Genomic DNA, 21,563 nt, shown 5'->3' on the forward strand with positions numbered 1-21,563 from the left:
TTTTATCAACTGCAAAGATGACCTGATTGTTGCGGGATTTATTTCATCTTTACCTACATCAAACTCAAATTTAACTGTAGTATATAGGCAAATAAAAAATGCAAGTTGGGATAAAGAATGTCTGCTAATTTACAAAAACTCGTTGTTATGCTCGAAATGCAAAATGCGATGAATACCAAAGTTCATGAGCAATGGTTTAGCCAAGGTTTTGAATGGTATCGTGCAATTTGGGTTGAGTGTGCTGAAATGCTTGATCACTACGGTTGGAAGTGGTGGAAAAAACAAACCCCAGATACAGAACAAGTTATTTTAGAGTTAGTTGATATTTTCCATTTTGGTTTATCTTTAAGTATTGATGGTGAAACCAGCTATGAGCAGTTGGCTGCGCAACTTGAAGCTGAGTTAAGTGCACCAATTCAAGCCGATGATTTTAAACAAACACTCGAATTATTAGCCGCATCAGCTGTTGCTGAAAAGAGTTTTAATGCCGCTGCATTTGCAGGATGTATGGCGCAAATTGGTATGGATATCGATGATTTATACCGTGGCTACGTTGGTAAAAATACCTTGAACTTCTTCCGCCAAGATCATGGCTACAAAGACGGTAGTTATATCAAAGTGTGGAATGGCCAAGAAGATAACGAGCACTTAGTTGAAGTGGTAAAAAGCCTCGATACAGAGCATGCAGATTTTGCAAAACTTGTATACCAAGGCTTAGAGCAGCGTTACCCGAAGTAATTATTTAACGGGGATAAACTCGCGAAAATCGATGGTCGATAAAAAGCCATCAAACTGCTTATGCGGTTGCTGACTATCAGGGTTGGCAACCGCAAGTATATGGCCGATACCAAACTCTTTTGCCGCATCTAGTACGGCAGGGCTGTCGTCCACAAATAGAGTCCGTTCCTTATCAAACTGCCATTCTTGATGTACTTGTTGCCATAATGGTTGATGCTCTTTACTCACGCCATATTGGTGAGTTGAGATCACCCCATCTAAATAATTATCGATAGCAGTATGTTCAAACTTTAACATGGCACAATCTGGGTGCGCGTTAGTAAGCATGATCAATTGCTTGCCTGCTTTTCTAAGCTCAGTTAAGAAAGGCGGAACATCTTCACGAATTCTGATTAAATGTTGAATGTCACGTTTTAGCGCCATAATTGGTAAACCAAGTTGCTGTTGCCAATAATCTAAACAGTACCAATTAATTTGTCCGTGAACTTGTTGATAACGGTGCAAAATGTCAGCTTTTGCTGCGTCTAAACTGATTTTATGTTTACGTGCATATTGCTCGGGAATAACAGTAAGCCAGAAATAATTATCAAAATGCAAATCGAGTAAGGTGCCATCCATATCTAACAACACAGTATCGATTTTTGACCAATTTAACATAGGCAATTCACTTTAAAAGATTTATGATGAGCATAACTGCCATGATAGCAAATTAATGCCAATGACACAGAAAAAGCATCCTACACCACCGCAAATTTTGTCTAATGAAGTTGTCGCTAAAAGTCGACTATTTACTGTTGAATCGCTTGAATTGAAGTTCTCAAATGATGAGCATAGGCAATACGAAAGAATTCGTGGCGGTGGCAGGGGAGCAGTTATGATCGTGCCAGTAACGGCCGATAACGAACTGTTATTAGTGCGAGAATATTGTGCAGGCACCAATGATTATCAGTTAGGCTTTCCAAAGGGCTTAATTGACCCAGGCGAAACACCTCAGCAAGCTGCAGACCGTGAGCTGAAAGAAGAAGTTGGCTTTGGTGCTAAACATTTCACTGAACTTAAAAAAGTTAGCATGGCGCCAAGTTACTTTAATGCCACTATGCATATTTTATATGCTGAAGATCTCTACCCTGAAACCTTACCTGGTGATGAGCCTGAACCGCTTGTCGTTGTAAAATGGCCAATAAGTGACTGGCAATCATTATTGCAACAAGAAGACTTTACTGAAGCACGAAGTGTCGCAGCTTTGCTATTATTAACAAAGTACTTAGAGTCGGGAGCGGGCAATGAATGATTTTTTAGAGCCGTGTATTCGGTTAGCTGAGCAAGCAGGCGATGCCATTATGGCCATTTATCAGCAGGATGATATTGGTGCTGAGCAAAAGTCAGATCATACTCCGGTCACCAAGGCTGACTTAGCATCAAATGACGTATTAATGGCAGGTTTGAAGACCCTAGCCCCTGATATTCCAATTATGTCAGAAGAAACACCTATTCCAGCGCTGGCAGAAAGAAAAGATTGGCACCGTTATTGGCTGCTTGATCCTATGGATGGTACTGGGGAGTTTATTCTGGAAAGCGGTGATTTTGCAGTTAATATCGCGTTAGTTGAAAATAATCGCCCAGTGCTGGGTGTTATTCATTGGCCAGCGAAACAAGTGACTTATTTTGCAAGTTATCAAAATGGCGCGTTTAAACGTGAAAATGGCCAAGATCAGCAAATTTCGGTAGCAACACCCGATAATTTAACCTTAGCTGTAAGCCGTAGACAAAAAATTGAAGCGGTCAGCCAGTATCTAAATACTCAGTTTGCGACGGTGGCGTTAGGCTCATGTTCATTAAAAGCGTGTATTATCGCTGAAGGTAAAGCGGATTGCTTTTTACGTATCGGGCCAACAGGTGAGTGGGATACCGGCGCGTCACAAGTGATTGTAGAAGAAGCCGGTGGTTGCATTACAGATGCTGAATTTAACCCGTTAACTTACAATCAACGAGAAAGCACAGAAAATCCTGATTTTATTGTGATGGGTCACCCGGATTGGGAATGGCAAAAAATGATTAGTCCTCATCAGCGTGCATTTTAGCTTTGTTTTGTGTGCTTTTTGTTCGTTTGAGTTAAATTTGTCACTATAACCCTTGATTTCTAATCTTATTGCTATATGATAGCGCTCTCTTTGAAACAGGGCGTCGTTAACATGCTCATGTTACTAAGAGATTACAGGCGCGGGATGGAGCAGCCTGGTAGCTCGTCGGGCTCATAACCCGAAGGTCGTCGGTTCAAATCCGGCTCCCGCAACCAATTCTTTGAATTGGCTGACTTCTTATATTAGGTGAGAAGTAAAATAAACTTAATATTCAGGCGCGGGATGGAGCAGCCTGGTAGCTCGTCGGGCTCATAACCCGAAGGTCGTCGGTTCAAATCCGGCTCCCGCAACCAATTCTTTGAATTGGCTGACTTCTTAAATTAAGTGAGAAGTAAAATAAACTTAATAATTTCAGGCGCGGGATGGAGCAGCCTGGTAGCTCGTCGGGCTCATAACCCGAAGGTCGTCGGTTCAAATCCGGCTCCCGCAACCAACTGAAATTAAAAATTAATATGTAATACTAGACACGCTAAAGCGTGTTTTTTTATGCCTGAAAAAGCTGGAAGCTAAAAGCTAAAAGCTTTAAGTAGAATGAGAGTGTTGTTTAGTGCAGTGTTTTCACTCAAGTTCACCCGTTCATGCTTTGTGTAGGTTGGTTTGAGCGCGGCGAAACCCAACATAAACAGAGCTATCAGCTTTCAGCCGTCAGACGTCAGTTGATCAGAGCGATAGGCTTGACTTAGAGCGTTTAAACTTTACCATCGCTAACTCGCTAACTCGCTAACTCGCTAACTCGCTAACTCGCTAACTCGCTAACTCGCTAACTCGCTAACTCGCTAACTCGCTAACTCGCTAACTCGCATCTAAATCCAACTCCTTGATATCTATCCTAGTTATTCATCCCTAAATTGGGAAATGATTATGAATGTTAGCTGAACTGAACTACGCTTGATTAATAACTAATAATAAATGTGTAGATTTAGGGATGATCCGTTTTTTTATAGTGCTCTTAGCAGTTCTGTTTTTGCCTTCAGCTTGGTCTGCATTTCAAAACTACGATATTGATGATGGTCTATCGCAAAGTGTTGTGTTTGATATTGTGCAAGACCAGCAAGGTTTTATGTGGTTTTCAACACAGGCAGGCTTAAATCGTTTTGATGGTAATGAATTTACTGTATTCACAGCATCTGATGAGACAAATAGCCTAGCGAATAACTATATCTATCCGTTGGCACTTGATAGCGAATCACAGCTGTTTATAGGTACTCGAAATAGTGGCGTAAACCAACTCGCATTACATAATTATCAATTTTCTGAGCCGCTTTTAAAAGAGCACCGCATTACCAGTTTATTGGTGGCGCAACAGCAAGTTTATATTGGCACTTACGACGGCAGCCTGTTTCGTTACGATAAGCGAACAGAGCAACTTGAAACCTTAATAACAGGGTTAAAAAAGCCTATTTATGCGCTATCAAAAATCGCTGACATACTTTGGATAGGAACGCATGGAGCTGGGCTACTTCATTATGATCTTATTAATAAAAAACAAATTAATACTGTTTTTTCTGGCTTTGCTGAGCCAGTAAATATTCATGCCAGTATCTTTGCAATCAAACAGGCCGCTGATGGCAGTATTTGGTTGGCAAGTCAGGGCGGCGGTTTGTATAAGATTGAGCTAAGCACCAAAACTATAACGCATTGGTTAACTTCTAATGATGATAATTCTGGGCTTAGTAGCAATGAAATTCGTGATATTGAGTTTGATAGCCAGGGCCGAGTTTGGCTAGCAACGCGAGGCGGCGGAATTAATGTTTACGACCCCATTGATGCAAGTTTCACCGTTTTAGCGCATGACCCGTTTGATAAATATAGTCTTGCCCATGACCGGGTATATAGTATCTATCGAGACAGTAGTGACATCATGTGGTTTGGTACTGCACATGGGATCAGTAAGCTCGACCCCGTATCATTACAATTTAGTAAGTTAAAAAAGCCAACGCCACTTTCAAGTAACGATGCGTGGGCGTTATTTGAAGACTCAAAGCAACGTATTTGGTATGGCAGCTGGGGTGGCGGTATCGATATTCTTGATCAGCAATTAAATCGTTTAGATCGTATAACCACCGAAAGTTCACCGTACTCAATAAGCAGTAATGCAATTAAAGCCATCGCCGAAGATCGTAATGGCGATATATGGATTGGCAGCTGGCAGCAAGGGATTGATGTTTTGCATACCGATGGCAGCATCAGTCACTTTCGAGCAGATGAAGGCGAGCATGGCTTAACTGAAAACAGTATATATGCCCTTTTAGTCGATGAGAAAAATAATGTTTGGGTCGGCACGAATGGAGGAGGGCTGTTTTGTTTTGATAGGCAGCGCGGCAAATTTATTAGTTTTGCACAGCCTGTAGCTAATACACAACTGGTAATTCCAACGGCGCGGGTGACGAGTTTATATAAAACCTCGCAAGCAGATCTATGGATAGGTACAGATGGTGATGGCGCTTATCACTACAACGCTGCAATCGATACCCTCACTAATTATCGCAAAGGCGACTTGGCTTTATCTGATAATACAGTGCGTGCGTTTTTAGAAATTGACCAGCAAATGTGGCTCGCAACATCGAACGGCTTAAATATTATTGATTTGAGCAACCAGCAAGTTCATCAGTTTAATGTCGCTCAAGGCCTTCCTAATCAAGTCGTTTATGCGTTGTTAAAAGACAATGAAGATTCGGTCTGGCTAAGTACCAACAACGGCCTCGCTAAAATAGATTCTGCAACCATGAGCATAAAAAATTATAAAGCTCGACATGGCTTACAAGGTAATGAATTTAATGCTGGTGCTTACTTAAAAACCCATGATGGCCGCTTGATGTTTGGTGGCACACAAGGGGTTAGTGTGATTAATCCTGCCGACCTTGAAGTTAATACTATTGGTGGGCAATTAGCGCTCACCAGTTTGCAGTTCGATGATAAGGATGTGGTAAATCAAGGTGAAGGTCGTTTAGGCAGTTTATATCAAATAGAAAAAAGCCGTACAGTGACTATTCCAGCGGGCATAAAACGGGTTCATTTCCAGGTAAGTTATCTGCACTACTCTGAGCCGCAAACTAATCAATATTCTTATCAATTAGCTGGCTTTGAACAGCAATGGCGTAAGGTGACTGGCCCGAATTTGGCTGTTGACTACACTAACCTTCCTGCAGGTGAATATCAGTTGATTGTAAATGCCAGTAGTGAAAATGGGGCAAATGCGCTCACCCCATTACTGTTAAACATAACCGTTCTTGCGCCTTGGTGGCAAACAAGTGAGTTTTATCTGCTAGCAACCATGCTGATGTTGGCGATGGTGTGGTTATTCACAGTGCTTTGGACTCGCCGTATACGCCAACAAAAATATTATCTGGAGCAAATTGTTAGCGAGCGCACTGACGAAATCGCAGAGCAAAAAACACTCATCGAACAGCAAGCTGATGCTTTGAGTGACTCACTCGAAAATAAAGTACGCTTTTTCACACATGCATCTCATGAACTACGTACTCCTTTGAGTTTGTTAATTGCGCCGTTACAAAAGCTCATAGCAGATGAGCGAAATAACGAAAAGCGTGAGCAACTGAATTTGGTATTGCGTAATAGCCGGCGCTTAGAAAACTTGGTCGATAAGCTATTAACGCTGACTCGTTATGATGAGCGCCATGAAGAGATTATTAAAGTTGTGTCATTATCGGCAATTGCCAGAGAGGTCGCAGGGCAGTTTGCTGTATTAGGTGAAAAGTCCATCGACTTTAAGGTTGATATTGAAGAGGCTGTATTTATTGAAAGCACCCGAGAAGGGGTGATCACGATTCTTACCAACCTATTAAGTAATGCCTTTAAATATACTCAACAAGGTCAAGTCAGCTTAACCGTAAGCGCATCAGATGAGCTTGCCAACATAGAAGTAACAGACACAGGCAAAGGCATCGCAGACGCTGAAAAAGACAAGGTGTTTGATACATTCTACAGAGTGAGTAGTCATGCAAATGTAGAAGGCAGTGGTGTTGGTTTAGCTATCGTTAAACGTTTGGTCGATAAATACAAAGGTACTATTGAGCTGGCAAGTCGTTTAGGAGAAGGAACCTGCTTTAAACTCGCCTTTAAAACTGCACAATTTGCAGATCAAGTTCCTGTCGATAGCACAAGTCTAAAGTCAAAAGTGAGTCATGACAAAGCGAGTGTACTAATTATTGAAGATAATGACGAGTTGCGCCATTACCTGAAAACCGAGCTGCAACACCGTTATCAAGTATTATTAGCTGAAGATGGTCAAGTCGGTTTACAAATAGCGCTGAGCCAAGTGCCAGATTTAATTATTACTGATTTAATGATGCCAAAGGTCGATGGCTTTACTGTGTTAGATTCATTACATAATTCGCCTGTTACATGCCACATTCCAGTGATTATTTTGACCGCTAAGGGCGACTATGAGACCCGAGTAAGTAGTTTGCAACAGCATGCATTAGATGTGATCACCAAACCATTTGATAGAGAAGAGCTATTTTTAAAAGTGGAGAATTGGATACAGTGGGTCAACTTATACTCTCAGCAGCAAATTTTGGCTGTACCAGAGCATGTGGAGGATGAGCAATCAATCGCTGTTGATCCTCGTGACAAACAGTTACTTGAAAACCTTGAACGGTATGTTGCCGAGCATTACCAGCAACAAGGCTTCTCTATGGTGAATTGTGCGAAAGAGTTAGCGCTTAGTGAGCGTCAATTACAACGTAAGTTAAAAGTGTTACTCAACATCACACCCAGTGAGTATTTACGTAATTATCGACTGAGTAAAGCTGCTGAATTACTAAGGCAAGGACGACAAATAAGCTTAGTAATAGACGATGTGGGCTTTTCTTCACGTTCCTATTTCTCAAAATTTTTCAAAGCAAAATATGGAATGACGGCGAAAGAATACCAATGCCATTATGTATAACTTGTTGTTTATTATTTAAATGTCGTATTTGAGTACATTTTTGTCGGCATTCAGCATACTTATTTCTTGTAACTAATCTACCCTTGAACCTTAACGAAAAATGAATCGCTTTGATGGGATCTCTGGTGTTCATATTTGACGGGCAAACATGACTGAACTCAGATTATGGTTAAGGACGACACTGAGATCCCGCCTTTATTTCATGTTCAAAATAGGTTTTGCTTCCCTTGAGTTACGGCAACTGTGTAAGCAGTTGCCTCTTTTTAGGGAAATACAGCACTCAATGTAAGGATTAGCATGATGAGCCCCCTAATTTTCACTCCATAAAGTATTTAAAACAATTATTACTAGCGACAAGTCTTGTCGCTTTAACCGCTTGTGGTGGAGGCGGTGGAGGTGGTGATGACGATGATGATACCCCTCCTGTCGCAACAAACAAAAATCCCACGGTCTCTATTAGTAGTGATAGCAGTGTTACAGAAGGCGGCGAGTTAGTCCTACAAGCGACGGCAACAGACAGTGATGGCACAATTGCAAGTTATGCATGGCAGCAAACATCAGGTCCAGAGTTAACACTTAGCGGAAGCGATACAAGTAAACTTACGATCACAGCACCAGAAATCGAAGAAGATGCAGATGTTGCTGTTTCATTGACTGTTACTGATGATGATGGTGCTACTGCCACAGCTAAGGTAACGATTGAACTGAAACGTAAAGTGCTCAGTGTAACGATCACCGGTATTGTAACGGATGAGCCGATTATCAACTCAAGTATAGTGGTACAAATTGGCGACGAACAATTTGCGATTACCGCTGATGCAGAAGGTCGCTATAGCGTAAACATTGAGGTTGATGACTCAGATGCCGCAGAACTGGTTAAGCTGGTGGCGCTAGGTAATAACGCCATTGACCCAGGTGTTGAGTTTGTATCCCAGTTGAAATCAATCGCAACGCTTATTTCACAAGCGGGGGCAGATGGCACATTAAGCAAAGATGAAAACTTCGGTGTAAACATTACTAATGTTAGTACTGCAGAGTTTGCACTTTTAAGTCGCGATGGTACAGACATCGACTCTGAACAGGCATTAGATGACGCTTTGCTCGCCGTTGATGCTGACGAAAAACTGCTACTTGCAGCGTTAATCAAGATCATTGTCGATAATGATGACTATGAACTACCAGAGGGGGTCGATACGACCCTTGATTTAATATCCAGTGCAGAACAAATTGATGACTTTATAAATACAGTTGAAAGCCAAGATCCTGGATTAATCGACAGTACAAAAGAAGAGATTAAAGATGATGATGAACTTGTTGATCAAACAATCAATAATCTTACTGGCAATTATTTATTAATGCAGCCGCAATACTATCGCACCTCAGTTGGGCAGTTTGAGTTTAATACTGATGGTAGCGGATATGTTAGTTTGCTGGATGTTGATACTGACTTTAGTTGGTCGCAACAAGATCAAGACATCACGATTACGCTAGCTGAGCCGGCATTGATGAGTTGCTTTGTGATTACTGATGCAAACAATGAACAGCAAGATGCCTGTGAGTACTTAGTTGAGTTAGATCTAACGATTCTTTTAGAGAACGACGCAAACAGAACGGTCGAATTTTTCCGCAAAAGCGAAACTCGCCTAACCAGTTCAGATGTCGTGTATAGAACCACAGAATCGAATTATAACGCGACCCTTATTGAACAACAGCAAACACTTGCTGTGACGGCTGATGAACTTATTGGTACTTGGGTTATAGATAACTTAAGTGAGTTTGGTGGTTACAGTAGTGCTGTCAGCATTGAGCTACTTTCTGGTGGTACAGGGACGCTCACAGATAATGATAACGCGCCTGTTAGTGTGGCTTGGCAAGTTGATGGAAATCAACTGCTAATAACCAATAGCGCAGAAGATATCAGTTATGACATCGCAATTTGGCTCGTTAAAAATGTACAAGTTGGCTATCAATTTGCAGCATCACTTGAAGCGAAAGCTGATGATAGCTCGCGTACTGTCACTGGTTTAATGGTGAAGGATAATCAGCTTTCATTTACTAAAGCTGACCTATTGGGTAAATGGACTGTTTATCAGGGCTATAACTCACCACAAACAGACCTTCATTATGATGTGTATGATGATGGTTTAATGAATTTTAACTTGAATCAGAACTTCCGTTCATGGCAAGTGAGTAGTGATGGAGTGTTCTTACGTCACAACTATTATACAAGTAATGGCGTTCAACCAATCTGCCCTGAAGGTGAAGTTTGCCAAGTATACAGTGAATTCTCGTGACGATTATTAGCCACTAATAATGGCCAAAACTTTACCTATCGCAAATATCGCTTTTTTAACTACGATGGTTCGGAGCGTGTCGAAGATTATTCATCTCACCTACGTAATTTTTCTGTATCAGATGAGTATGGGGTAACCAAATTCGCACCTTATTGGTTAGAAGAAAACGCAAGTTATGATGATAATGGCTACCCAATTACAACTAACTACATTGAACTCTATACAGCAAGAGAGCTCGGTGTAGAAACCATTAAAATAGCGACTATTTATGATGAGATGACGGCTGAGTATAGCCATCAAATCACCTTTACTTATCTTGGTGTGGTCAATCAATACGACTACAGTTTAGCATCAGGCAAGTTACTATTTGGTAGCATGCAAGCAGAAGTGAGTGATTTTGATCGACACTTCTTAACCATTTGTGTTTATGAGCAAGCAGGTACATGTACTGAAGATGCTAAACAAGCGTGGTACTTTGATAAGGCAATGGCTGAAGAGCAAGTTGTTATAGAGCGCCCAGCAACGGATCATCCATTAGATGGGGCTTGGCAGCTTGCTGATGAACCTGATGTTGCGGTGATTATTCGTGACGGAAAGTGGTTACAAATTCAAGCAATGGACGACCCTGATGACGATACCGCATTCCCAGGCTATGAAATTGGTGATTTTACTTGGAATGAAACAACAGGTGCATTTGTTGTCACTATTACAGAAGATACCAATGGTAGCTTTGGTATTGATGATGCCGGTAGTATCGTTGCCAGTGTGGATGGGGATGCGCTGACATTCGATATTGAAGGTGAGGGTATTATCACTTTAAGTAGAATCTACAGCGAATCAAATCCGTTGATAGGGGGTTATACATATGGCTCTTACGATGGTGATTTCTTTATTGGCGTATTTAAAGAAGACGGTACTTTCTTAGAGCTTGCTCATGATACAGAGTTTGATGAGTTAGGTATCTCAGGTGGTTACTACACCTATGATCCAGAAACTCAAAAGGTAGAAGTTGATTTCTATGTGAAAACCTATGGTGATCCCATTGATCAAGCTGACCCTTACTTTATTGTTAAACCACAAGGTAACTTTATGCAGTTTAAAGATGGCGATGATTTTGGCCTCTTTGAACGAGTGACCCGAGTGATTGACCAAGCAACCTTTACTGAAGCAGATCTCGTTGGCTCACATGTATTCACTTTTATGGCGGATGATGGCAGTGGTTTAGAAACCTCTAATGTCGTTATAAGCAATGATGGTACTGCAACATTTGAATTAGATGGTGAAGTACGCTCTGCAGAGTGGGTATTAGATCTTGGGTCGTTGATGATGTATAGCGAACCAACAGCTACACAAAATTATGGCTACGGTGTCATCATGACGCCTGTGATAACCATTGATGGTGGCTTTAGTGTAGCGACGCTAGGTTTTGAAGTACCTGAAATTTATGATGATAATGATGATCCCGAACTACATACTTTTGTATCGGGCAGTTTAATTAAGCAGTAATTTTCTGAGCCCAGTAGCAGCAATGCTACTGGGCTTTTTTGAGGAGTTAGTTTATGAAAGCGTTATATTTCTCAGTATTACTTCTTACCCTTAGTGGGTGCCAAACGATGGATGCAATGCAAGAAGACATTAGCGATTTAAGTAATAGCTTGTTTTCAAGTGAAGATATGAGCGAAGAATCACAAGATGCATTCTTAAAAGCACAAGAGGCATTTTATGAAGCCGACAATGTTCGTAAGAAACATGCGCAATTAAATGCTCAAGAACGAAGCTTATGGGTCGAGTTAGAAGGTGATTACAACATCTTATTAGCTGCGCCAAGTAAAGCCACAGAGAAGGAATCTTACTTTTCAGACTCCACACTTGCAGACAGCGTTATGATGCAGAGTTTAAAGTTTATTGAGCTGGTCGAAAAAGGCGAGTAATCGAAACTTCGCTTAAAAGATTGAAAAGTTTATGTTACAACGACACTAACATTACTTTTTAGTTACAAACATGACTGAACTTTACCATTGGTTTGATTTAATCGGCGTAGCCGTGTTTGCTGTTTCTGGAACGCTATTGGCGTACGACAAAAAAATGGATGGCTTTGGGGTTGTTGTGTTAGCCACAGTCACTGCTATTGGCGGTGGGACTGTGCGCGACGTTATTTTAGATGTACCCGTATTTTGGCTACATGATCAAAGCTACTTCTGGGCTATATTACTTTCTGTATTTGTTACCACTCGTTTAATCAATAAACAGCGATCGATTTCACTCAATGCACTACAAGTAGCAGATGCTTTTGGTTTAGCATTTTTTGCAGTGATGGGCGCACAAAAAGCCATGCTCGCAGGCATGCCTGATACCACCGCAATTATTATGGGGGTGATCACAGGCTGCTTTGGTGGCGTTATCCGTGATGTGCTCGCTGGAAATATGCCGATGCTATTAAAGGGCGAACTCTATGCTATTACCTGTATCGCAGGTGGAATTGTTTACACGCTAAGTATCTCACTGGGTTTAGTGACCGAAATGGCCATGGTGCTAGCTATGCTAATGACCTTATCACTGCGTTTAGCTGCAATGAAATGGCAGCTGACATTACACGTTTTTAAATATCCCGACTAAGCTTAATTTAGGGATGAATGATAGGGACATCATGGATCGTGTCTTTAGCTAGAATATTTTCACGTGCACAAGTGGGCGTGCAAGCTCCTGAAGTAATTGTAGAAGTACACTTAGGAAATGGCTTACCTGCTTTTCATATCGTTGGCTTGCCTGAAGCGTCAGTCAAAGAGTCAAAAGACAGAGTGCGTAGCGCACTCGAAAACTCACAGTTTGGTTTTCCAGATCAACGAATAACCGTCAACCTTGCGCCCGCTGATTTACCTAAAGAAGGTGGCCGTTTTGATCTGGCTATTGCTGTGGGTATTTTAGTCGCCTCAGGGCAAATAAGCTGCCCTGATATTCATCGTTATGAGTTTTACGGAGAGTTGGCTTTAAATGGTGAGGTAAGAGGGGTAAATGCTATTTTGCCTTCGGTGCTAGGAGCGAAAGAGCAGGGGCGCTGTTGTTTCTTACCTGCTGAAAACGATAATCTCGCAAGCCTAGTGTCGGGCGTTTCTCGAAAAGCCGTTTACTCCTTACAAGATGTTTGGAATGATTTATTAAATCAGCAACCCCTGCCACTTAATATTAGCTACCCAGAGCAGCAGTCGCCGCGCGAATCGCTACTCGATTTAAGTGACGTGAAAGGCCAACCAGGTGCCAAACGAGTACTCGAAATAGCCGCTGCTGGTGGCCATAATTTACTGTTTCTTGGCCCTCCAGGTACTGGCAAGTCAATGCTTGCCCAGCGTATGCCAACGATTATGCCAACCATGTCGGATGATGAAGCAATTAGTACCGTCGCGCTATATTCGATAATTGGTCAGTCAGTTGATTTATCTAATTGGCGTGAACGGCCCTTTAGAAATCCACATCACACATATAACATAAGTGAAAAATAGACATATCATTAAGAAAAAAATATATGGACATTTAAATGGCTTAGATGGTGTGCATTGAAATTAAAGTTATTTACTTGTAGTTTTTTGAAGTGTTCATTAGAAAGAGTAATGAAAGATGATGCTTTCTAAATTAAATTTACTGGATAAAGAAAATTGCAAGTCTAGAGTAGTTATAATTCCTGAGTTTAAAATTTTTGATGTTTCCTTAGTCAATGGAACTGTTGAATTCTTACATAAAGAGATTGAATTTCAGACATATAACCACTTCTCTGTGGTACTTTTGCATGATAATTCTCCTTGGGAAGAAGCAAATCGATTTTTGATTAGTTTAATCAAAGATAAAGATTTATACATAAAGCCACCTTCTCATCAAAACCTATATCGAAAAGCCCTTGCCTTGAAAAAATTTGCAGACTTTATAGTTTCTGAAAATATTGATTATAAAGAATGTAGCTCAAGAACAAGAAGTCCTTTGAGAAGATTCAGGGTTGAATTGAATGATAAGGTTATGAGAGGGCGACTTTCTGCGAATACAGCAAAATTATACATGTCTAATCTAGTTAAGTTTTATCAATTTCTAATCAGTTATGAGGGCGTTCAATTCACTTTTCCACCTTGGGAAGAAAAAGAGCAATATATTTCCTACTTTGATGCTCAAGGAAGGCGGGCAAGTAAGACTGTAAAATCTTACGATGTAGCTAAATTTCCTGGTACAAATCGAGCTGAAATTGAAACAGCTGCATATGAAGGAAAAATTATTGATGGTGGAGTACTTCGTCCTCTTGATGAAGAAGAGCAACTAATGTTGATTGAAGCTCTAAAAGAAATAAACCATATAGAAATGACATTGATCCACCTACATGGATTATTATCTGGTGCAAGAAAGCAAACGATTCTAACTTATCGAAGAAACCAATTTCTTGGTGAGGCAAAGCCTAACCAATTTGGGATGGTGTGTTTAAATGCTGGAGGCAGTTCAAGTTCTAGATTAATTGCAGATTGTAAAGATAGTCGAAATGTTAATAAATCTGAACTAATCTGGGTCCCTGTTGAGCTTTATTATAAGACTCAGATATATATCAACTCTCCTAGAGCTTTGGCTAGGTTGGAAAAAGCAAAGGAGAAGTACAAAAACATAAAATCAGACGACCAATATGTTTTCCTTTCAAAATTCGGAAATCCACTTTATATAGGTAAAACTGATGTTTATAAAGGGAGCTTTAAGCAACCACCAAATGGTCAAGCTTTGGAAACGTTCATAAATAAACAGTTAAAACCTATTCTGAAGCGGAAAGGCTTCCAAAGTCACTATAAATTTCACGATACTAGGGCGACAGCTGGTATGAACTATGTGAGGTTTGGGTTAGCTCTTTTTAATAACTCCCAGAATGATCTCTCTAAACCTCAGGTTTTTGAGGAACTTTTCAGGCTTGTACATAAACTCTTGAATCACTCTAGCCTAAGAACGACTGAGCAATACTTAGCATTTGATGGAAAGTTTAGTTTAATTTCGAAGGTTCAACATTCTTACGAAAAGCACTTGAAGTTACTGATGGAGTGCTTGAAATGAAAGATAAATTTCCTTTATATAATAAAATAGAAACGAATTTAATTAGTTTAGAGGAACTACAAGATCTGTTTATTGAAGGTTTGAATCTAAATAGATTAGATAACATAATCATTCAATTAGATGTCAAATTATCACTTGTTGATTTTTGTTACCAGCTTTCTAAAAAAAACCGGTTAGATAGTACTGAAGCTTATGTTGTGAAAAACTCTCTCCTACCTAACCACAAAGTGATAGTTAAGTCAGTTCTATCTTTAGTAAATAGAATGCATCAGGACCTAAGGCAGAAAAGTACTATCTATGGTTTTTGTAAATGTATTCTCAATTATATTCGATGGTGTACTGAGGAAGGCTTTCCGCAAACACCAGACCAAGCAAAGTTATCTTTTATAAATTATTTACAGTATTTAAGAAACGAGATGGCTCTGTATGATAAATCTAAAAAATTCGGGATATCAAGCTTTCAAGCAAGGGCAAGGCAAAGAAGCTCATTACTTTTTCTGGAAGAGGTATTTATTGAGAGTTGCGATAAAGTTTTTTTGAAAGTGGAGTTCAACTGATTTCTGAAAACCCAAATCAATTTACCTCCGGAAAGACCATAAGTAATGAAAGACTCACTAAGCAATTCACCTTCTACACTCAATTATTCCGACAGCTCACAGAAATTCTATTAACACCTGAAACTATTCCTTCAAAAGTCACCTTACTTGATAAGGAAATATGGTTAGCACCATACGCTAGAGCATTATTAGCTACGAATGAAAATAGAGGAATCGCATTTAACTATAAAGATGGGCACTTTTATTCTACAGAAGAGCTATGCTCCTTATATGATATTAAGAGGCATAAAGCTAATTCAATATTAACTAAAGCAAATGAAGCAATTATAAGAGCAGAAAAAGTCGATTCAAAAGTCAGGCAGCTACTGATTGGTTATTCATTAAAAGCTTATTTTATGCACTTTCTTTTTTTAACGGGTATGAATGACTCTTCAGCAGCTAGAATATATTTTAATGGGGACTATGAATTTTCCAAGAATTCAATGCTTTTTACGTCAGTAAAAATGAGAGCTAATGGAAAGAAAGTTAAATTTGAAATCCAGACAGAGTTTAAAGATGACTTTAAATTATATTTAAGGTTGAGAAAGCATATTCTTGAAAATTTTCCCCACACTAGAAATGAATCTGAAAGGTTGTTTTTAGCGAGTGTGGAGAGGAATGTAAGGGTTCACCCTTTACAAGGTGGAGCATCTTATAAATCACGTAAAAGTTTGAGTAATGCATTTAATATAGATTTTTTAGATGCCACATCAAGCATGATAAGGCTCAGCAAAGGGATTTGGATAAGAAAAGCATATGGAAGTGCTGTTTCTGCATGGGTACTCCAGCACTCTCCTAAAATAAACATCCGGAAATACTCTGGTAATGATGTGGAAACTACATCGAAAGAAATGAACAATTTCTTCATCGTTCTTTCAGATAACATTAAAGGCGAAACTAGTATAACTAATACAAGTATTGGTCAATGTAATGACTTTGAAAAACCACGCTCATCAAATATTGATGTGGTAGAGAGTAGCTGCTCAAAACTTGAAACTTGTTTGTTCTGTGATAATTACAGAGTTCATGCTGATGACTTAGATATCCATAAATTGCTATCCCTCAAATACTTGATTTTTGAATGCAAAACCTTAGCTTTTAATAGAGAGCACTTTATATCTGTCTTTGATGTATACCTTAAGCGAATTGAAGAGATTTTAGAGGAAATTAGGGGAGCTGAAACCAGAAATGAAGCATTAATTGAGCTCATATCTAATAAGGTTTTTAAGCAGGAGATACTAACCCCTTATTGGCAAAGTAAGCTAGAGCTATATATTAGTCTAGGGGTGCTTTAGTGGGAACGAAAAAAGCATGTGAATCAAATATCAATATTGGTTCAGGAAACTCTTATTTAAAGATTAATGATGCCTTCGGCATACCGGAAGCTGGATACGTTGTTTTACGTGATAGCTTTGGAAATGAAGTACACAAGTATGGCGACGATATAATTAATTTATCGCTAATCTCTACAAACGTTAAATGTAATCGAATCAACTTTACTTTATTACCACACCAACTAAGAGAAGAAGGGCGGTGGATGTGGTTTCTTTCATTTTTCAATGGTAAAGGAGTTAATAATAATAACTTATCAGTTAATACTCTTTATAAATACTTCTACAGCTTTGTAAGGCCGCTTGCTCTATTTGCGAGCTCTATGGATACCACAATGACTAATGTTTTGGGGGATAAGAGTTTATTATCTAAATATATATATACCCACCAAAAAGAGAGCCAGCTTAAAGCATCCCAAGGAATGCTTGCGTTATATATACATTTAGGTTCTGAAAGAATTGGCTTTGAAGTCGCTTATGACGACCAATTAAGAAATTACGTAAGTCAAAGAGTGAATGAATGGAAATATAGAAGAGAGCAGGTACCCGTTATCCCTCCTCGAATCTATCAAGAAAGGGCTCGTTTGATGTGGGGGTAATTGATGAATTAGAGCAATACATTGAAGGGATAGAGAAGTTAATTTCAATCTTAATGGATGAACCTAGTGTAAGAGCCGAAAAAGTAAATCATGGTAATTTAGTGAATTGGGAGGAGGCACGTAAGAATAGGCTTCTCTCTACGATCAAAGAGTGTGGTCTTCAGAGCTTTCTGGAGAAGCAGAAATGTGAAAATCGTGTACATATAACTTCATTACTAACAGCTATACAAAGCCTATGTAAAGAGTTAATCCACTTGTATTCAGGCATGAGAGATAACGAAGTATTACAACTAGACTATCACTGCATTAATGTTGATAAAAGTGAATTAAGACCAAGGGCTCGTATTATTGGTAATACTACTAAATACGTTGGAAATAAAAAAGTTGAGCAATGGATAACTTCCAGTGATATTGAAAGAGTGATTAACATATTACAGGCAATGGCTAGGCCAATAGCTCGAAATATTGGGCTTAGCCTTGTACCAGGTAGTTCAAATCTATGTCCGTTGTTTATTTCTATGGTTTATATATCTCGGTTCAATGCAACTATTAGAAATCACCCACTAGGGAAGCGAGCGGACGCTAACAATATAAGGATAACAAAGCAATTAGTAAGCTTAAATCAAGTTGAAATCAAAGAAGAAGATATCGTATTTCTTGAGCGGCTTGATCCTGTAAGAGATTGGCGTACTAATAAAAAATATACAGTTGGAAATACTTGGAGGTTTACAAGTCATCAATATCGAAGGAGCTTGGCAGTGTATGCTGCTCAAAGCGGGCTAGTATCCTTAGGCTCTCTCCAAACACAATTAAAGCACTTACTAAGAGAAGTGACTTTTTATTATGCTAATGGTGCGGAGAATTTAGGTGGGTTATTTGAAATTGGAAACAATCATGTTGCTAATGTTTATAAATCACAAAAAGCTCTTGCTGATTTTACCGCCTATATAATAGATGTGATTTTTAGTGAAGAGCCTTTACTTGGGGGGCTGGAAAGTTTACTGATAAGCAAAGGTATACAACTAATGGGTTAGATTATAAAAAAAATATATTACTTAAGGATAGAGAAAATACGATTAGAAAATTTAAGCAAGGAGCCTTAGCATATAAGGAAACAGCTTTAGGAGGATGTACCTCTCTTAAAAGTTGTAATTCATACTTAACAAAGAGTTTTTTAAGTTGTTTAAATTGTGAAAGTGCGGTTATTAAGCCGTCAAAACTAAAAAGAGGCATTTCAGTTTTGAAAAATTACTTAAATAGTGCCAATTCTAGTTCTGTAGAGTTTAGAACTGAACAATTTGAATATGATGAACTAATAAGGTTTGCTGTCAGAAAGGATATAAAACTTAAATGAGTGCTATCGATAACTATTATGCAGCTCTAGAGCGACTAGTGAGTAACTGTCCTGAAGTTCTAGTTGTAGGTAAATACAAAATTAACCAAGATTCTGTTTGCTTAGAAGCAGGGGTAGGAAAAGGAGCGATTAAGCCGTCTCGAGGTGAAGAGTTTAGACGATTAGCAAATAATATAAGAAAAGCTGCTTCAAATTATAAAGCACCAGAGAGTAGGTTACAGAAGCTAGAGTCGAGACTAAGGAAGAAAAAGACTCAAATAGAAGAGTTAGAAAAAAACTATCTAGAAGCGCTAAACAGAGAGTTAATCTTAATTAACAAAGTAAAAGAGTTGGAAATTCGAGTTTCTCAGTTTGATGGAGATGTTATCAAAAAGATTAGATGATAAATTGATAAAACATACACAATTCGAACATCGGAGGCCCATTTGAAGCCTTAAATCAAATCTTATCCGCAAGAAAAGAGCTTAATTCATTAATCAATAGCTGCTTTTTTTCATCGCTTAGTTTTGAAATTAGACAGCTAAGCTCCGCATTTAGGTCTGACTCACAAAAAAAATACGCTAAGGGCACATCAAGTTCTTCTGCAATTTTTTTCAGGGTATTAATGTCAGGTGTGTGTCTACCTTTTTCATAATGATTCATACGACTACTAGCCGAGCCTTCGTCAAAGCCTATTTGGATACCGAGACTTTTCTGAGAGACACCCTTACGAAGTCTGGCTTCTTTGATTCTATATGGAATTGGGCTTCTAGAAACTTCCAAATTTTCATCTTAAATTATTCCTTGGTGCTTAGATTCTCTAAGTTTAACTAAATAATGTATACTTAGGAAACCTAAGTAAAGATTAATTCAGCTATGAAAAACTTGTACACAGAAAAAACTAAAATGTTAGCGGTTGAAAAAGTATTAAGATTTGGCGAGAAGGAATGCAAAGTCGCAAAGGAGTTAGGTATAAATGAAGAGTCTTTGAAAAAATGGATAGATTCAGAAAAAAAAGCTCACAGCTATCAAAAAATTTATACATCTCTAAACTATTAGAGGAGAAGATAAAAGACTTATCTGTTGAAAAGCATGCTTTGATTAGTGTTTTGAAGATTTTAGTCAAAGAGCTCAGTAGTGAAAAACATTAACTGAAAATGCAGTTGCTAAGTATTAGGCTATAACTTATAGGGGGATTTTTAATACTTGCGATTCATGATTATGGATTGTTGGGCGAACGAAATAATTTTAAAATTCAAGTAATGGAATATTCTAATGAAAAACTTTTTAATACTTTTATTATCAATATATTGTGGCTTTTCATTTGCAAACCAGGGAATGTGGAATGGTCTTGTGGTGGAGCCAGAAAATAGGTGCTCGCTTTATGATAAAAGTGAGCAATACCCATATCCCCAGAGTGTGGAGGATGAAATTGTAGAGATTATGGGAGGAATTGTATACGGACCATACACTGGACGATACTTTGATAATGATAGAGAAACTGATATTGAGCATATTGTTGCAACATCAGAAGGTCATGACAGCGGATTGTGCAAAGCAACTGCTAGTACACGCATACAGTTCGCTACGGATCAATTAAACCTTACTTTGGCAGCACCAGAGGTCAATAGGTGTAGTAATGAAGGAAAGTGTGGACTTGATGCTTCAGAATGGTTGCCTAAGAAAAACCTGTGTTGGTTCGCTAATCGAGTTGTTCAAATTAAAAAAATATGCTCTAAGTGTTGATCAAGCAGAAGCTATTGCTTTAGAAAAATCCTATCAGAATGTGACAGCTTTGAGATGATTTTTTATCAAGTTCAAAGTACCGGCCATTCTGATGCTTCAAGAAGTCCGGATGTACTCTATTTATATGATACAAATAGCAATGGACGGATAACGTGCTCAGAAGCGAAAGCGCATGGTATTGCACCTGTTTCATCAAAGCACCCTGCTTACAGTTATATGAACGATAGCGATGGTGATGGTATTGTTTGTGAGTAAGGCTGCTTCTCACATTATTTATCGTTCTTCACTTTCAAATATTTTGGAGGTAACAAAATTAAAGCTAAACGTTGAATCGACACGCTGTAAACATAGGTTAAATTATGATTGTAACTGTTGGTAAAAACGGGGCTATTCCTTTGCCCCCTGACGAAGATTTCAATGAAGAAAACAAATTAAAAATTGGTGACATTTTGCAATGTACACTTATGAAAGATAAGCGCCTGATTAAGCTTGAAAAGTTTTCAGATCAATCTTTAAATGATGAACAAATTAAAGCTCATGGCTATTTATGTCGTGTAGTAGAACTTAACCCCAAAGATTTTGAATAAACGCTTAGTTATAAATCCACTATTCTAGCTGTTTACCAACGTTAACCAAAAGCTGAGGTAATCAATTTTATAGAAAAATCTCGTGTAACCTCTTAAAACGGCATTCGCATATAAGTGGTGATTCACTAGCTCCTCTAAGTTTGAGAAATCACATTATTTTGAGTTAAAAAACGATTTAGTGAAAGCTAGGGGTTAATTAATACGCAAGAACTCTTCCGT

At 38.9% G+C, this 21,563-nt stretch carries 20 protein-coding genes, 3 tRNA genes and 1 pseudogene; 22 read left to right on the forward strand and 2 right to left on the reverse strand.

The genetic code is table 11. The features are described from left to right. Nucleotides 1-117: 117 nt before the first annotated feature. Nucleotides 118-738 (forward strand): dUTP diphosphatase, encoded by a 621-nt coding sequence (locus P4S60_RS00055; protein WP_337114571.1) that lies wholly within the window; start codon nucleotides 118-120, stop codon nucleotides 736-738. Here P4S60_RS00055 and yrfG read toward each other — a convergent pair whose 3' ends face one another. After that, a complete protein-coding gene (yrfG, locus tag P4S60_RS00060; RefSeq protein WP_188731078.1) occupies nucleotides 739-1,395 on the reverse strand; it encodes a GMP/IMP nucleotidase in 657 nt (218 codons plus the stop codon). It abuts the gene before it with no gap. 61 nt (nucleotides 1,396-1,456) lie between these two features. Between yrfG and nudE the strand changes: the two genes are divergently transcribed. From nudE to P4S60_RS00145, 17 genes and pseudogenes are all read left to right on the forward strand, one after another. Beyond that, nucleotides 1,457-2,029: an ADP compounds hydrolase NudE gene (gene nudE, locus P4S60_RS00065; RefSeq protein WP_337114572.1), complete on the forward strand. Its 573-nt coding sequence runs from the start codon at nucleotides 1,457-1,459 to the stop codon at nucleotides 2,027-2,029. Beyond that, nucleotides 2,022-2,819: a 3'(2'),5'-bisphosphate nucleotidase CysQ gene (gene cysQ / locus P4S60_RS00070; protein WP_337114574.1), complete on the forward strand. Its 798-nt coding sequence runs from the start codon at nucleotides 2,022-2,024 to the stop codon at nucleotides 2,817-2,819. The genes nudE and cysQ overlap by 8 nt, the downstream gene beginning before the upstream one ends. A gap of 138 nt (nucleotides 2,820-2,957) precedes the next feature. Then, a tRNA-Met gene (locus tag P4S60_RS00075) sits at nucleotides 2,958-3,034 on the forward strand. A gap of 61 nt (nucleotides 3,035-3,095) precedes the next feature. Continuing rightward, nucleotides 3,096-3,172, forward strand: a tRNA-Met gene (locus P4S60_RS00080). Between the two features lie 63 nt (nucleotides 3,173-3,235). Further along, nucleotides 3,236-3,312, forward strand: a tRNA-Met gene (locus P4S60_RS00085). A gap of 492 nt (nucleotides 3,313-3,804) precedes the next feature. Then, entirely contained in the window at nucleotides 3,805-7,791 is a 3,987-nt protein-coding gene (locus P4S60_RS00090; protein WP_337114575.1) for a hybrid sensor histidine kinase/response regulator transcription factor, read from the forward strand. A gap of 323 nt (nucleotides 7,792-8,114) precedes the next feature. After that, on the forward strand, nucleotides 8,115-10,085 hold the full coding sequence (locus P4S60_RS00095) for a PKD domain-containing protein (RefSeq protein ID WP_442961771.1): 1,971 nt from the start codon (nucleotides 8,115-8,117) through the stop codon (nucleotides 10,083-10,085). A gap of 276 nt (nucleotides 10,086-10,361) precedes the next feature. Further along, nucleotides 10,362-11,591 (forward strand): hypothetical protein, encoded by a 1,230-nt coding sequence (locus P4S60_RS00100; protein ID WP_337114577.1) that lies wholly within the window; start codon nucleotides 10,362-10,364, stop codon nucleotides 11,589-11,591. 53 nt (nucleotides 11,592-11,644) lie between these two features. Further along, on the forward strand, nucleotides 11,645-12,016 hold the full coding sequence (locus P4S60_RS00105; protein ID WP_337114578.1) for a hypothetical protein: 372 nt from the start codon (nucleotides 11,645-11,647) through the stop codon (nucleotides 12,014-12,016). A 70-nt stretch (nucleotides 12,017-12,086) separates the two neighbouring features. Then, nucleotides 12,087-12,701, forward strand: coding sequence for a trimeric intracellular cation channel family protein (locus tag P4S60_RS00110; protein ID WP_119854167.1), 615 nt, complete (start codon nucleotides 12,087-12,089; stop codon nucleotides 12,699-12,701). A 38-nt stretch (nucleotides 12,702-12,739) separates the two neighbouring features. After that, nucleotides 12,740-13,561: pseudogene (locus P4S60_RS00115) on the forward strand (YifB family Mg chelatase-like AAA ATPase); the annotation flags it as partial. Nucleotides 13,562-13,697: 136 nt separating this feature from the next. Beyond that, nucleotides 13,698-15,152: a hypothetical protein gene (locus P4S60_RS00120; protein WP_337114579.1), complete on the forward strand. Its 1,455-nt coding sequence runs from the start codon at nucleotides 13,698-13,700 to the stop codon at nucleotides 15,150-15,152. Further along, nucleotides 15,149-15,709, forward strand: coding sequence for a hypothetical protein (locus P4S60_RS00125; protein ID WP_337114580.1), 561 nt, complete (start codon nucleotides 15,149-15,151; stop codon nucleotides 15,707-15,709). Before P4S60_RS00120 ends, P4S60_RS00125 begins: the two co-directional genes overlap by 4 nt. A gap of 419 nt (nucleotides 15,710-16,128) precedes the next feature. Then, nucleotides 16,129-17,043, forward strand: a complete 915-nt coding sequence (locus P4S60_RS00130) for a hypothetical protein (RefSeq protein WP_337114581.1) — start codon at nucleotides 16,129-16,131, stop codon at nucleotides 17,041-17,043. Further along, complete coding sequence (locus P4S60_RS00135) at nucleotides 17,043-17,678, forward strand: hypothetical protein (protein ID WP_337114582.1); 636 nt, start codon at nucleotides 17,043-17,045, stop codon at nucleotides 17,676-17,678. The genes P4S60_RS00130 and P4S60_RS00135 overlap by 1 nt, the downstream gene beginning before the upstream one ends. Further along, entirely contained in the window at nucleotides 17,669-18,712 is a 1,044-nt protein-coding gene (locus tag P4S60_RS00140) for a hypothetical protein (protein ID WP_337114583.1), read from the forward strand. The genes P4S60_RS00135 and P4S60_RS00140 overlap by 10 nt, the downstream gene beginning before the upstream one ends. Nucleotides 18,713-19,028: 316 nt before the next feature. Then, complete coding sequence (locus tag P4S60_RS00145; RefSeq protein ID WP_337114584.1) at nucleotides 19,029-19,415, forward strand: hypothetical protein; 387 nt, start codon at nucleotides 19,029-19,031, stop codon at nucleotides 19,413-19,415. 55 nt (nucleotides 19,416-19,470) lie between these two features. Here P4S60_RS00145 and P4S60_RS00150 read toward each other — a convergent pair whose 3' ends face one another. Then, nucleotides 19,471-19,794 carry a helix-turn-helix domain-containing protein gene (locus P4S60_RS00150; RefSeq protein ID WP_337114585.1) on the reverse strand — a complete coding sequence of 108 codons (324 nt, stop codon included), beginning with the start codon at nucleotides 19,792-19,794 and terminating at the stop codon, nucleotides 19,471-19,473. 93 nt (nucleotides 19,795-19,887) lie between these two features. On the opposite strand from P4S60_RS00150, the gene P4S60_RS00155 reads away from it, so the two are divergent. From P4S60_RS00155 to P4S60_RS00165, 4 genes are all read left to right on the forward strand, one after another. Next, nucleotides 19,888-20,070: a transposase gene (locus P4S60_RS00155; RefSeq protein ID WP_337114586.1), complete on the forward strand. Its 183-nt coding sequence runs from the start codon at nucleotides 19,888-19,890 to the stop codon at nucleotides 20,068-20,070. A gap of 216 nt (nucleotides 20,071-20,286) precedes the next feature. After that, nucleotides 20,287-20,757 (forward strand): GmrSD restriction endonuclease domain-containing protein, encoded by a 471-nt coding sequence (locus P4S60_RS00160; RefSeq protein ID WP_337114587.1) that lies wholly within the window; start codon nucleotides 20,287-20,289, stop codon nucleotides 20,755-20,757. A 54-nt stretch (nucleotides 20,758-20,811) separates the two neighbouring features. Further along, complete coding sequence (locus tag P4S60_RS21505; RefSeq protein ID WP_442961761.1) at nucleotides 20,812-21,012, forward strand: excalibur calcium-binding domain-containing protein; 201 nt, start codon at nucleotides 20,812-20,814, stop codon at nucleotides 21,010-21,012. Between the two features lie 104 nt (nucleotides 21,013-21,116). Continuing rightward, nucleotides 21,117-21,344 carry a hypothetical protein gene (locus P4S60_RS00165; protein ID WP_337114588.1) on the forward strand — a complete coding sequence of 76 codons (228 nt, stop codon included), beginning with the start codon at nucleotides 21,117-21,119 and terminating at the stop codon, nucleotides 21,342-21,344. The last annotated feature ends 219 nt before the right edge of the window (nucleotides 21,345-21,563 follow it).

Origin of the sequence: Pseudoalteromonas sp. Hal040, from assembly GCF_037162425.1 — a bacterium.
Lineage (GTDB): Bacteria > Pseudomonadota > Gammaproteobacteria > Enterobacterales > Alteromonadaceae > Pseudoalteromonas > Pseudoalteromonas gelatinilytica.

What these genes read in the sequence shown, in the direction of transcription:
- P4S60_RS00055 (WP_337114571.1), top strand. Translation starts at nt 118, where the DNA reads ATGTCTGCTAATTTACAAAAACTCGTTGTTATGCTCGAAATGCAAAAT.
- yrfG (WP_188731078.1), bottom strand. Translation starts at nt 1,395, where the DNA reads ATGTTAAATTGGTCAAAAATCGATACTGTGTTGTTAGATATGGATGGC.
- nudE (WP_337114572.1), top strand. Translation starts at nt 1,457, where the DNA reads ATGACACAGAAAAAGCATCCTACACCACCGCAAATTTTGTCTAATGAA.
- cysQ (WP_337114574.1), top strand. Translation starts at nt 2,022, where the DNA reads ATGAATGATTTTTTAGAGCCGTGTATTCGGTTAGCTGAGCAAGCAGGC.
- P4S60_RS00090 (WP_337114575.1), top strand. Translation starts at nt 3,805, where the DNA reads ATGATCCGTTTTTTTATAGTGCTCTTAGCAGTTCTGTTTTTGCCTTCA.
- P4S60_RS00100 (WP_337114577.1), top strand. Translation starts at nt 10,362, where the DNA reads ATGACGGCTGAGTATAGCCATCAAATCACCTTTACTTATCTTGGTGTG.
- P4S60_RS00105 (WP_337114578.1), top strand. Translation starts at nt 11,645, where the DNA reads ATGAAAGCGTTATATTTCTCAGTATTACTTCTTACCCTTAGTGGGTGC.
- P4S60_RS00110 (WP_119854167.1), top strand. Translation starts at nt 12,087, where the DNA reads ATGACTGAACTTTACCATTGGTTTGATTTAATCGGCGTAGCCGTGTTT.
- P4S60_RS00120 (WP_337114579.1), top strand. Translation starts at nt 13,698, where the DNA reads ATGATGCTTTCTAAATTAAATTTACTGGATAAAGAAAATTGCAAGTCT.
- P4S60_RS00125 (WP_337114580.1), top strand. Translation starts at nt 15,149, where the DNA reads ATGAAAGATAAATTTCCTTTATATAATAAAATAGAAACGAATTTAATT.
- P4S60_RS00130 (WP_337114581.1), top strand. Translation starts at nt 16,129, where the DNA reads ATGAATGACTCTTCAGCAGCTAGAATATATTTTAATGGGGACTATGAA.
- P4S60_RS00145 (WP_337114584.1), top strand. Translation starts at nt 19,029, where the DNA reads ATGAGTGCTATCGATAACTATTATGCAGCTCTAGAGCGACTAGTGAGT.
- P4S60_RS00155 (WP_337114586.1), top strand. Translation starts at nt 19,888, where the DNA reads ATGAAAAACTTGTACACAGAAAAAACTAAAATGTTAGCGGTTGAAAAA.
- P4S60_RS00160 (WP_337114587.1), top strand. Translation starts at nt 20,287, where the DNA reads ATGAAAAACTTTTTAATACTTTTATTATCAATATATTGTGGCTTTTCA.
- P4S60_RS21505 (WP_442961761.1), top strand. Translation starts at nt 20,812, where the DNA reads ATGATTTTTTATCAAGTTCAAAGTACCGGCCATTCTGATGCTTCAAGA.
- P4S60_RS00165 (WP_337114588.1), top strand. Translation starts at nt 21,117, where the DNA reads ATGATTGTAACTGTTGGTAAAAACGGGGCTATTCCTTTGCCCCCTGAC.